Genomic DNA, 11763 nt, shown 5'->3' on the forward strand with positions numbered 1-11763 from the left:
TTGTGCGGCGAGCTGTTAACCTCAGGCATCGAAACAATCGAGGCCGAGGAGATGGGCAAGCCGATCATCGACGACGAATTGTGGACGCTGATCGAGCCGTTACTGCCGCCAGCCACGCCGCGGCGCGAGAAAAATCCGGGTCGCCTGCCTGTTTCGAATCGCGCTGCGCTGACCGGTATCTTGTTCGTTCTCAAGACCGGACTGCGCTGGCGCGACCTGCCCGCCGAGATGGGATGCGGCTCGGGCGTGACATGTTGGCGACGGCTACGCGATTGGCAGGCTGCAGGCGTGTGGGACCGCTTGCACGAACTGTTGCTGGCGAAGCTGCGAGCAGCAGACCAGATCGACTTCTCGCGAGCCGCTGTCGATTCATCATCGATTCGCGCCGTTGGGGCGGGCCAAAAACTGGGCCAAACCCTACCGATCGTGCGCGACCCGGTTCCAAGCACCACATCGTCACCGACGCCAACGGCACCCCGCTTGCCGCGATCCTGACCGGCGCGAACGTCCACGACGTCACGCAACTACTGCCGCTAATCGACGCGATTCCGCCGATTCGCGGATTGCGCGGCCACCCGCTGCAGAGACCGCGCGTTGTCTACGCCGACCGAGGTTACGACTCCGAGCGACATCGACGAGCGTTGCGCAATCGCGGTATCGAGCCGGTGATCGCCAAGCGCCGTGCCGAACATGGCAGTGGCCCGGGCAAATATCGCTGGGTCGTCGAACGCACACATGCGTGGTTACATCACTTCCGCCGCCTCCGGATTCGTTTCGAGCGTCGCGCCGACATTCACGGGGCATTCCTCGAACTCGGTTGCTGCCTGATTTGCTGGAATACCCTCCGGCGCGCCGAACAGCCTTTTTGAAACCGTCTCTAAGCGTGGAGCCGAAGCCATCTTGACGGCGCGAGCTACCGGTTTCCCCAACGATTGGAAGCCATGCGCATCAGGGTCGTATTGGCCGCACGCAGATCGAACAGTTCGGCGTCGAAGCCGGGGCCAACCCAGTTTCGGTAACGTTCAGCCTCTTCGCTGTTGGGATGGTTGCATAGCGTGTCCAGGAACGCTTCGTAGCCAGGCGGACCGCCCACGTCCTCAGGTGGGCAGGCGCGAGCACCATCAATGACCTGAGCGACGCCCCAGGGTTCGCGCTCAATGGTTTCCATCTTCTCAACGACGATGGCATGCTCCCAGCCATCCCCGAAGTCGTACCGGTAGAGGAAGCGTGAGCCAGATTTCAGGACCTTCTGCAGTCGAACCTTCCGGTCATCGGCAGTCGTGTCCGGATCAGCGAAGTCCAGCACGTCATCCACCTCGAACATGGCGTAGGTCATGCCGTCGATCAGGAAGTCGTGGAGGTGGATGTCTGTCCAGCCGAAGGCTGCCTGCAGGATATGGTGCAGCTTGCGTAGCGACTCGGTTCCTTCGACCTCGATCCGGCGCCAAATGGGCGGCTCGATGTGTTGAAGCTGCGCGTGCAGGGTAAAGCGCTGGAACGATTTTGCCATCTGATCTCCGTGGGAACGAGAAGCCCGCGGCATTATCGCCTTACGATGCCAGGGTGGTCACATTCCAGGGCAGCAGGTCTTCGACCCGGTTGATCGGATGGTCTGCAATGCGCGTGAGTACTGCGCGCAGATACGCTTCGGGATGGAGGTCGTTGAGCTTGGCCGTCCCGATCAGGCCGTAAATTGCCGCGGCGCGTTCTCCGCCCGAGTCAGCACCCGCGAACAGGTAATTCCGCCTCCCGATGGCAACCCCGCGCAACGCACGCTCGACTGGCAGGTTATCGATCTCCAGGCGGCCATCATCGCAATAGCGCGTGAGCGCCTCCCACCGATTCAGCGCATAGAGGATCGCCCGGCTCGTGTCGGATTTGCGCGAGAGCGTCTCCAACATCGCCGTCAGCCAGGTGTGGAGTTGATCCAGCAGTGGTCGGGCGTGGGCTTGCCGATGTGCCCGGCGTTCGTCGGGTGGCTTGCCCCGGATCGTTTCCTCAACCTTGTACAGCACGCCGATACGTTCGAGCGCCTCGGTATTCAACGCATTCGGGCGAGCTGCGTGCAATTCGTAGAACTGCCGTCGGGCATGGGCCCAACACGCTGCTTCGGCGACGCGTCCCGTTTCGTAGATCGCCTGGTAACCGCTGTAGGCATCGGCCTGCAGTGTACCGTTGAACGATTCAAGATGCTGCTGCGGGTGGATGCCCTTGCGATCCGGTGTATAGGCAAACCAGACCGCCGGCGGCGTCAGGTCTCCCGAGTTCCGATCGTCGCGCACGTAGACCCACAGTCGTCCGGTTTTCGTCTTGCCATTGCCCGGCGCAAGCACCGGCACCGGCGTATCGTCGGCATGGAGCTTCGTTGCCGCCATGACGTGCCGACGCAGCGTGTCGACGAGCGGTTGCAGCAGCGCCGCACTGTGACCCACCCACTTCGCCAGCAGCGAGCGATCCAGCTCGACGCCTTCGCGCGCATAGATCACCGACTGCCGATAGAGCGGCAGGTGATCCGCGAACTTCGAGACCAGCACGTGGGCCAGCAGTCCCGGCCCCGCCATGCCTCGCTCGATGGGGCGGCTCGGCGCAGCCGCCTGGGCGATGTGATCGCAGCACGAACATGCCAGCTTCGGTCGCACATGGCGGATGACTCGGAAGCTCGCCGGCACATATTCGAGTTGTTCCGAGACGTCCTCGCCAAGCGGCTTCATCGGCGCACCGCACGCCGTGCAGCTTTCACGGGATTCGGGCCAATGGGTCTGGATCCCGCGCGGCAGGTGTTCCGGCAACGGCTTGCGTTGTACCTGTTCCGGCGCCGTGCGTGGCGTCCTGGGGATCTCGACAGGGACTGCGCCTTCGTCGGCCTCGAGCTCTTCGAGGCGCAGTTCGAGTTGCTCGATCTGGTGGTCCAGCTTCTCCGAGCGACGGCCGAACTGCATGCGGCGCAGCTTTGCGATCAACAGCTTCAGATGCTCGATTTCGGCCTTGGCAGTCGCGTTTGCGGCCTTGTGCGATTCGACCACGTCTTGCAGAAGACCGATACGCGCGTCGCGCTCAAGCAGCAGGGCCTTGAGCGCTTCGATGTCGTCCGGGTACGCGTTCGCCGTCGTCATGCCGGCAGTCTACGCGCCGACCAGCAGGTTTACAACGCCGAGCTTGGCGCCGCCGTGCGCACCGGCTGACGATCGCGGTAGGGACGTTCCTTTCGGAACGCCCCCCGCACAGATCCGGACGTGCCCAATTAAGGCATCCGGCTCCTACCGTCGGTGTTTGACGAGGAAACGTTGTTCCGGCCATGGATGCAGGACTCGCGGCATGGGCAAGTACTTTTCAACGATCACGTTCATGCGCCGCCACGTCAGCCGCCGACGCTGGCTCCGCCTCAGGAGGCTTAGATACCAGCGAATTTTGACCAGGTGGCGAACAGCACGAACAGCTTGGAGATTGGTCGGTACCGCAAAGTAGGCGTAATGCCCTCGCAGTACCTGAGCCAACCACCGGCCTTGCTCGTCAATAGGACTTGACCTCATGTGCCGCAATTCTGTCGCGATTCGCTTGACCGTCTCGGTCTTACGTTTGCGCTTCGTCTTTCTCCAGAGTTGGAATCCTTTACCCCCTCGCTTCTTCCCGCAGATATGCGTGAAGCCGAGGAAGTCGAAGGTCTCGGGCTTCGACAGCCCTTGCGCCGCGCGCCGCTTGGCGACGAAGCGTCCAAACGCGATCAACCGCGTCTTCTCCGGATGCAGGCTCAGCCCAAACTTCGCCAGCCGTTCTCGCAGCTCGTTCAGAAATGCGTTGGCATCTGATACATACTGGAAACCAACGATGGTGTCGTCCGCGTAGCGGACGACGATCATGTCGGCACTCGCATGACGTTTCCGCCACGACTGGACCCACAGATCGTACACGTAATGCAGATAGATATTCGCAAGCAGCGGCGATATTACCGCTCCCTGCGGTGTCCCCTGCAACGTATCGATCCGCTCGCCCTGTTCCAGCACGCCCGCCTTGAGCCATTTCTGGATCAGGCGGATGATCCTTCGGTCGCCGATACGGTGCTCCAGAAACCGGACCAGCCATTCGTGGTTGATCGTGTCAAAGAAGCGGCTAATATCAGCATCGAGGATCCACCAGATATTGCGTCCCTTGATTCCGTACGCCAGAGCATCCAACGCATCATGCTGGCTGCGTCTGGGCCGGAATCCATAGCTAAAACCCAGAAACTCCGCCTCGTATATCGGCGTGAGGATCATGACCGTCGCCGCCTGGACGATTTTGTCTTCCATGGCGGCGATGCCGAGCGGCCGTTGTTTACCATCTGCTTTGGGTATGTACACCCGCCGCGAAGGCAACGCCCGATATGCTCCTGTGTGGAGCCGTCGATGCAGGCACAGGAGATTCTCTTCCAATGCTGCCTCGTACATTCCCCACGTCATCTGGTCAACGCCCGCTGACGCGCTCTTCTTTAACGACAGGAAGCCCGCGCGCAGGATATCAACGTCGATGTGATGCAGGAGCGCTGTCAGTTTCTCCTTCCTGTTTCTGTTGACAGCTTCCCGTATGCGACTCTGCGCCTGTGACACGGCTTCCCGGCTCTGCGTCCGGACCATGCTTTGCATCATCGCATTCCCTTCGGTCCCGCTCCTTCCCTCCACCAGCTCCGCCACGGCTGACGCCGCTTTGTTCGCCGGCTTCCCCGGTACTATGAGCGAGTCTGACTTCTCCGGACCGTGCATCATGGTCTACGGCTCCCAGCCTTCACCATGCGGCCCGTCGCCCGGCTGGCGAGGGCGGTCCGGAGATCTCGCGGTTCCCGCTCAAGAGACGTACACGCATGCCAGGGTCTACAGACGACGCGGAGCCGCCCGCCACTCGCGATATCGCGGCGGGACGTATTGCCTTCTGCTGACTGGAAAGCATCAGCACTCCGATTGGGAAGTCTTTCGTCGCTCAATGGCTGGCCTACGTGCGCCCCTGTCAACGCTTCGGTGACACCCTCGCGGGTGCCCCCGCATGACTCGGGGTCGATGTGATTCGCTAGTTCTTCATCGTAAAGGACTTTCACCTTCTATCTCTTGACGGTCTCCCGTCGCACCCAGTCGATGCCTTCCAGCAGCATGGACAACTGCGCCTGGCTCAGGCAGACGACACCTCCATCCGCCTTTGGCCAGATGAAGCGGCCACGTTCGAGCCGTTTCATCAGCAAACACATGCCGTCACCACTCCACCAGAGCACTTTGACCAGATCGCCGCGTCGGCCGCGGAACACGAACACGTTGCCGCTGTAGGGATATGTGTCACGCCACATATCCATTCTTATGTGCCATAGCAAAATATGTGGCCGCCGACCGCGGGTAGACCTGTTGTCCGAGATGCCGTGCCCCTAGTATCCGCGGTCGACGACACATAACGCTACAGATTCTCAAGGAGACTCAAGACAGCATCCTTCGGCCGAAACCGATGACCTGCAGCTCCTTGAATAGCCGCCTTATCCAGTCCACGTCGCATCATTTCGACATCCGCCGTGGCGTAGCGGTGTGTAGTAGCAACCTGTGCGTGTCCAAGCCACGCTTGGATCGTAAGAAGGTCCACTCCGGATTGAAGCAGCATCATTGCGAGCGAGTGTCGGAACACGTGCGGCGAGATTGCCTTACGCGCGAGCTCTGGCGTTTGTATGGACGCTGCTTCTGCGGCTCGACGTACGATGTGGGTAGCGCCGAAACGAGTCAACCGCTCGCCGCGCACGCCAGCGAATAGCGGCACCGCCTCATGATGGCCGACGCCATTCTCGCGCAGCAAATCGTTGATTGCTGCAACGAGGTCGCCGGCCAAGGGAATCACGCGTTGCTTGCGACCTTTGCCGCGAAGCGTGACATGCGATCGCGCTCCGTCCAGCACCAGGTCGGACGCGTCTACGCCGAGCGCCTCTGAAACCCTGGCGCCAGTGCGGGCAAGGAACAGCAGCAGAACGCGGTCGCGACGGCCACACGCTGAGCACCTGTCCGGCGCATTGATGAGTGCGTCGAGTTCGACTCGGGACAGATATCGGGGGTTGGACAGGTCCGACTTCTTGATTGGGATCGAAAGTACGCGCTGAGCGACACCAAGCGAAGCGGGATCACGAGTCGAAACATGGCGGAAAAATGAACGTATTGCCGTGAGTCGAGAGTTGCGAGTGTGCACGCAGTTGCCGCGCGAGCGTTCCAGATGGTCTAGATACGCCAAGATCATGTCTCGGTCGAGGTCATCAACCGCCAGAGCGCTTGGTTTCTTGCCAGTTCGCTCTGCAGCGAAGAGGACAAGCAGTCGGAGAGCGTCCCGGTATGCAGCAATGGTGGCCGGCGTCGCGTTACGCTGCTGCATCAGTCGTTCGCGAAAGAATGACTCGAAGTGCCGTGCGAGTGAGGGTTGACCGTTCATGCCAAACCTCCCGTGCTGAAAACATTATTTGCCACAAGGCCCAGCAGTTCTGGCGTAGCAGTGATGTAGTAGGCAGTGTCGCTATATCGGTTATGGCCCAAGTAAGTCGCCAGTATCGGCACCATCGACTGAACATCAACCTTCTGCCGGTGCCAGTGCGCAAGGCGCGTGACGGCGAATCGATGGTGCGCGTAGATCGTGAGGCCGCACGGACTTGGTTCCTGCCCTCTTCAGGCCTGCGAGTTCACAGGCTTGATGGAAACCGTAATGCAGGCCGGCCGGGGACAGTCGGGTACCGCGCGTGCTGACAAAAAAGGCCGAACTTGTTTGTACCGGGAAGGCAAGGTCACGATATCGTGCATAGGCTTGCAGGGCCACCAAGGTAGTAGCATGTACGGGAACCAGTCGGTCCTTCCGGAACTTGGTCTTGCGGATTTGCAAGATACCGGTGGATAGGTCGACATCGGTACCATCGAGACGCAGGGCCTCGCCCGACCGTAGTCCAGTGCTCGCTAGCAGACCGATCAATGTCGCTAATGTTTGGCCTCGCAATGGCTGGACGATCGATACCCGCACGCTTGCGTTCATCAGTGAGCGTAGTTCCTCATCGCTCAAGATTCTGGGCGGTGGAATGTGGCGCGATCGAGGCAAGACACGATGATCGAAAAACCCGGTACAAGGGTCGAACGCTGCGTAGTATTCCGCAAAGCGCCGAACTACTCCGTAGCAGATAGCCCTGCCGTTCGACGTAAGATTGCTCGCCATAACGAAGTCCACCGCTAACGCTTGAGATAGCGGACCACCAGCATGGCTAGAGCGAACGTAGCGTAGAAATGCCCGAAGCGTCGCGGCCTGTTTGCGAAACTGATAGCCCAGCGCTCGCTGAAGCGTAATGTAGCTCTCCGTTCCCGCGGTCAACGCACTCAAGAACGTGTCCATGACGCACCTCCGGGAAACGGCAATGGGACATCCGCGAGTTGCGGTACAGCGACCTTGACGTAAAAGGACGTGCTATCGATGTTCCGATGACCTAGTAGATCGGCAATCTCCTTGATTGGCCGTCGCCTCTCAACCAGTCGAGTCGCGAGGCTGTGGCGTAGAAGATGGGCACCACAACGTTGAGCGTGGAGTCCAGCGCGCTCAAGTCGGAAACGCACAATGCGCGAGATGCTGCTGCTGTGAGGAAACGAGCGCACTGGAGGAACGCACGAAAGAAAAACACGACGGTCAGTAGCCGGTGGTCGCGCGTGAAGAACGTATTTAGCGAGGGCTTCACCTGTCTCCGGGAGCAGCGGCGCGACGCGGTCGTGACGCCCCTTGGTGTGACGTAGTAAAACTTCTCCGTTGCGCCACCGTATGTCGTCGAGCTCGAGCTCACGCAGTTCCCTGTTGCGCATGCCTGTCGTGGCCAACAACAGCATTATTGCTCGATCACGTATGCCCGATGGCGTCGTGCTCTCGATGCTATCGATTGCACGCCGAACGTCCTCCCACGGAAGACGCGACGGGAGATGGGCGTGGCGCCAACATGGTGTCCTGGGTACGAAATGCGCGAGGTCTTCCGCGTTGAGACCCGCCCAGTATAAGTAGCGCAGAAAGGAGCGCATGTGAGAGGTGGTCGATGATCTGGCACTGTCGGTTCGGCACCCGGATAGCAGTTCGCCCGTCATGACCAAAACGTGTTTGGCGCCGAGTGTGGCGAGAGGCATACCCCGTAAATGTTGCCTCTGCCAAGCAAGCATCCGCCGGGCTGTCAGAGCGAGACCTTCGTAAGCGCGCAGAAATGGACGTCTGGCACTCAGCGAGCTGACCGTGCAGGCTATGTCCACTGATTTTCAGTGGACACCTTAATGACAGAACAACACTCAGAAGCGTCGTGCCTGAAGGTCGTCACCGTTGGCATAGACGGCAAGCGCCGTTTTGATCGGCGAACCAAACAGCGGCTGGTCGAGGCTTGCCTTGAGCCGGGGGCGTCAGTAGCGGGGCTCGCACTCAGACACGGCGTCAATGCGAACCTTCTGCACAAATGGATCAAGCTGCATCAGCAACGGCTGGCTGATGCTTCAACGCAGTCGTCGACAGCAGAGCCGGCATTCGTGCCGGTCGTCAGAGTCAGCAGCGAACAGGCGCTTGTCGAGATCGAGGGCAAACCTGTGATGTCTTCTTCGCAGGAGACGACAGCTGGTGCGCGAGCGGATCGCCTGGCCTCGTCGACGTTGACGGTCCAGATGCCCAACGGCATCACGCTTAAACTCGAATGCGGCAACAACGACGCGGCGCTGCTGTCAGCAATGATCGAAACGCTCGGGCGGTGCGATGTTCCGGTTAGACGATGAGTTGAAGGTCTACGTGCATCGCGACGCCGTCGATTTCCGTAAGAGCATCAACGGCCTTGCAGCCATCGTCGAGCAATCGATGAAGCTCGATCCGTTCGCGCAGGCAGTGTATGTGTTCAGCAATCAGCGTCGCGATCGCATCAAGATGCTGCTGTGGGACCGTAACGGCTTCTGGCTTCTCATGAAGCGGCTCGAGCAGGATCGTTTCGTCTGGCCGCGCAAAGAAGCGGTCCTCCAACTGCGAACGGAACAACTGCACTGGCTGCTCGACGGCATCGACATCGAAGCGATGCGGGCGCATCCGTCACGCTATTATCAGCGCGTGACCTGAAACACGAACCAGCATTGCTGGTCTAATCCGGCGATGCCGCCACCATCCTCATCTCCCACCGACGAACGGCAGGCGCTGCGCGCAGAACTCGCTGCCATGAAGAGCGAACTGCGTGTGGTGACGGTCGAACGCGATTTGCTGCGCGAGAAGCTCGAGGCCTATCAGCGGCAGTTGTTTGCGGCCAAGAGCGAAGTGCGCGGTGCCGAGCAACGCGACCTCTTCTTGAACGAAGCCGAGGCAGCCGCAACGGGATCTGAGCCTGCGCACGAGAGCGAAGCAGAACAGAGCATCGAGGTCGGTGCCCACGAGCGCAAGAAGCGCGGGCGCAAGCCGCTGGACCCGATGCTCCCGCGAGAGATCGTCCGTCATGAACTGCCGGAATCGGAACGCATTTGCGCACACGACGGGCATGCGCTCGTCGAGATCGGCGCCGAGATCAGTGAGCAGCTCGATATCGTGCCGCAACAGGTTCGTGTCATTCAGCACCAGCGAGTCAAATATGCCTGTCCTTGCTGCGACCTCGGCATCAAAGTGACCCCGGCGCCGGCGCGCATCATCCCCAAGGGTCTACTCTCCGAATCGGCGCTCGCCTGGGTGGTTGTGAGCAAATTCGCAGACGCGCTGCCGCTGTATCGCATCGCCGCGTTGCTGCACCGTTTCGGTGGCGATCTCTCGCGTGGCACGCTGGCAGCCAGCGTGGTGCGTGTCGGTACGGCAGTGCAGCCACTGATCAATTTGATGCGCGACCACCTGCTCGAGTCCGATATCGTCTACGGCGACGAAACGACAGTCCAGGTGCTGAAGGAACCCGGGCGCGCGGCGCAGCGCAAGAGCTACATGTGGGTGCAGATGAGCGGCACCGGTCCGCCGGTTCGATTGTTCAGTTACAGCCCGACGCGCAGCGCGGCACAAGCCGCGACGCTCTATGCTGGCATCAAGCACGGCGCGGCGTTGATGACTGACGGCTATGAGCCGTACAACGATGTCGCCCACAGCAACCAACTCGTGCATCTGGGCTGTTGGGCGCACGCACGTCGTTACGTGATCGAGGCGGAAGAAAATCTGCCAAAGGCGCAGCGTGGTCGCGACCATCCCGTCAGTGAATTCATTCGACTGATTGGGCACCTGTTTGCGATCGAATCGCGCTGTGAGGACATGCCGCCGGAGAATCGGTTGCTCGCCAGGCAACGCGAGAGTCGGTTGATCCTCGGGCAAATCGAGGATCTGCTACTGCGTCAGTTGCATGTGGTGTTGCCGCAAAGTGCCTTCGGCAAAGCGCTGCACTACCTGCAGGGTCAATGGCCGAAGCTGACCCGCTACGTCGAGAACGGTGCCTGGCCGATCTCGAACAACGCATGCGAGAACGCGATCCGGCCGTTTACCGTCGGGCGAAAAAACTGGCTCTTCTACGACACGGTTGCCGGAGCGAATGCTGCAGCTAACCTGTATTCGCTGATCGAAACGTGCAAGGCGAATAACGTCGAACCGTACGGCTACCTCGTCGCGCTGTTCAAGGCACTCCCGCTCGCAAACACTGCCGACGATTACGAGACCCTGCTGCCGTGGCGGGTCGCCGCCTCAACTGACTGAGGCACAGTCGGTCGCCTCGCGCAAGCCACGTCGTCTACTGAGCGCTTACAGACCTTCACAAGTCTTGGGATGCAAACCGCGAACGATGCGCAGATGCTGCATGTAAGCAGTCAGGAACGGGCTGTCCAGATCCTTGGGGGGAGGCTCGACTGCAAATCGGTCCGGAAAGCATCTGGCCGCAAAGCAGAGCGCTCCGTGTGCGGCCCAGCGGGCCTCAGTCGTTGGTCTTGACTGTAGATAGCGATCAACGATCTGAGGAGGAATCGGGACCGATCTGCGGCAACCACATTCGGTTGCATACGTGCTGAACCGTGCGATGCGCGCCAGATACAGCTTCGCAGATGCATGTTTGTACCCTGCATCGAACAGGCTGTCGGCAATACGATCGATCTCATTGCCGAGCGCACCGCTGCGAAATCGCGCGATCACTCGGTTGTACTTGAAATATAGCTCTAGCATGACCACTCCTTCCGTGACAGGCCAGGGTCAATCCCGGGCACGGAGAGAGTGGAATCCAAATCTTATGTGGCGGCAAATTGCAAACCATCCGACGACGCCGGAGGCGCTCTGAAGGTACGTCGCATATCGCAGCCCGCCACATAAGAATGGGTCTCGCTCCAGCACGGTCTGCACCTTCGCGGCAAGGCTGTTGAAGCCGGAGCGCATGTCGGTCACGCCGGCTGCCAACCACACCCGCGTCCCGGCGGGAAGGCCCAGCATCACGAACCCGCTCCCAGCAAGCTCGTGAGTACAAGCCGCAGTACATCGGCCTCCGGCTTGCCTTCGAAACAAACACGTACGCCACGATATTCGACGACCAGACTGGATGATCCGATCGGCTCTGGTATCGGCGGCGATGCCATCTGAACAGGCAGGAATAATTCGGCGGGTGCTGATGTGGGTGTCGCGGCACGGTCCTGATCTCGCCGCCACTTCGACACAAGGTTCGCGTTCAGCCCATGCGAGCGCGCGACTTCCGCCATCGAGCGCGTCGGGTCTCGCGTTTCCGCTACAACCTGCGCGCGGAACTCCTTGGTGTAATTCCTGGAGCCTGGTCGCCGACCCCGCGCCTTGATTTCCATTTTT

General features: G+C 60.4%; 14 protein-coding genes. 4 read left to right on the forward strand and 10 right to left on the reverse strand.

The window, feature by feature from the left end; all coding sequences use genetic code 11:
- The first annotated feature begins 51 nt into the window (after positions 1–51).
- A protein-coding gene (locus tag NQV17_RS37220) for an IS5 family transposase (RefSeq protein ID WP_257776080.1) occupies positions 52–869 on the forward strand; the annotation gives its coding sequence in 2 pieces (ribosomal slippage) (positions 52–400 and positions 400–869; 819 coding nt in all).
- A 44-nt stretch (positions 870–913) separates the two neighbouring features.
- On the opposite strand, the gene NQV17_RS37225 is transcribed toward NQV17_RS37220, so the two are convergent.
- The 7 genes from NQV17_RS37225 to NQV17_RS38260 form a co-directional block, all read right to left on the reverse strand.
- The gene (locus NQV17_RS37225; RefSeq protein WP_257776070.1) at positions 914–1510 is read right to left on the reverse strand and encodes a plasmid pRiA4b ORF-3 family protein; all 597 of its coding nucleotides are present in this window, start codon (positions 1508–1510) and stop codon (positions 914–916) included.
- A 40-nt stretch (positions 1511–1550) separates the two neighbouring features.
- A complete protein-coding gene (locus NQV17_RS37230) occupies positions 1551–3113 on the reverse strand; it encodes an IS66 family transposase (protein ID WP_257776071.1) in 1563 nt (520 codons plus the stop codon).
- Positions 3114–3257: 144 nt separating this feature from the next.
- On the reverse strand, positions 3258–4736 hold the full coding sequence (ltrA, locus tag NQV17_RS37235; protein WP_374692806.1) for a group II intron reverse transcriptase/maturase: 1479 nt from the start codon (positions 4734–4736) through the stop codon (positions 3258–3260).
- Positions 4737–5068: 332 nt separating this feature from the next.
- On the reverse strand, positions 5069–5314 hold the full coding sequence (gene tnpB, locus NQV17_RS37240; RefSeq protein ID WP_374692804.1) for an IS66 family insertion sequence element accessory protein TnpB: 246 nt from the start codon (positions 5312–5314) through the stop codon (positions 5069–5071).
- A 98-nt stretch (positions 5315–5412) separates the two neighbouring features.
- Positions 5413–6420 carry a site-specific integrase gene (locus NQV17_RS37245; protein WP_257776073.1) on the reverse strand — a complete coding sequence of 336 codons (1008 nt, stop codon included), beginning with the start codon at positions 6418–6420 and terminating at the stop codon, positions 5413–5415.
- A gap of 135 nt (positions 6421–6555) precedes the next feature.
- Positions 6556–7359: a tyrosine-type recombinase/integrase gene (locus NQV17_RS37250; RefSeq protein ID WP_257776074.1), complete on the reverse strand. Its 804-nt coding sequence runs from the start codon at positions 7357–7359 to the stop codon at positions 6556–6558.
- On the reverse strand, positions 7344–8162 hold the full coding sequence (locus NQV17_RS38260; protein ID WP_374692805.1) for a site-specific integrase: 819 nt from the start codon (positions 8160–8162) through the stop codon (positions 7344–7346). Before NQV17_RS38260 ends, NQV17_RS37250 begins: the two co-directional genes overlap by 16 nt.
- Positions 8163–8270: 108 nt before the next feature.
- Here NQV17_RS38260 and NQV17_RS37255 point away from each other — a divergent pair, with 108 nt between their 5' ends.
- Genes NQV17_RS37255 through NQV17_RS37265 form a run of 3 tightly spaced genes read left to right on the forward strand, consistent with a single transcriptional unit; the run spans position 8271 to position 10677 of the window.
- On the forward strand, positions 8271–8756 hold the full coding sequence (locus NQV17_RS37255; protein ID WP_257776075.1) for a transposase: 486 nt from the start codon (positions 8271–8273) through the stop codon (positions 8754–8756).
- A gap of 1 nt (position 8757) precedes the next feature.
- On the forward strand, positions 8758–9087 hold the full coding sequence (gene tnpB / locus NQV17_RS37260) for an IS66 family insertion sequence element accessory protein TnpB (RefSeq protein ID WP_257776076.1): 330 nt from the start codon (positions 8758–8760) through the stop codon (positions 9085–9087).
- 33 nt (positions 9088–9120) lie between these two features.
- Positions 9121–10677, forward strand: coding sequence for an IS66 family transposase (locus NQV17_RS37265; protein WP_257776077.1), 1557 nt, complete (start codon positions 9121–9123; stop codon positions 10675–10677).
- A gap of 45 nt (positions 10678–10722) precedes the next feature.
- On the opposite strand, the gene NQV17_RS37270 is transcribed toward NQV17_RS37265, so the two are convergent.
- From NQV17_RS37270 to NQV17_RS37280, 3 genes are all read right to left on the reverse strand, one after another.
- Positions 10723–11136: a hypothetical protein gene (locus NQV17_RS37270; RefSeq protein ID WP_257776078.1), complete on the reverse strand. Its 414-nt coding sequence runs from the start codon at positions 11134–11136 to the stop codon at positions 10723–10725.
- 27 nt (positions 11137–11163) lie between these two features.
- Entirely contained in the window at positions 11164–11397 is a 234-nt protein-coding gene (gene tnpB / locus NQV17_RS38265; RefSeq protein ID WP_374692807.1) for an IS66 family insertion sequence element accessory protein TnpB, read from the reverse strand.
- Positions 11397–11763: transposase (locus NQV17_RS37280; RefSeq protein WP_257776079.1), on the reverse strand; the 367-nt coding region annotated here is incomplete at its 5' end. The genes tnpB (NQV17_RS38265) and NQV17_RS37280, both read right to left, overlap by 1 nt.

Origin of the sequence: Burkholderia sp. SCN-KJ (assembly GCF_024656005.1) — a bacterium.
In the GTDB taxonomy this organism is placed as follows: domain Bacteria; phylum Pseudomonadota; class Gammaproteobacteria; order Burkholderiales; family Burkholderiaceae; genus Burkholderia.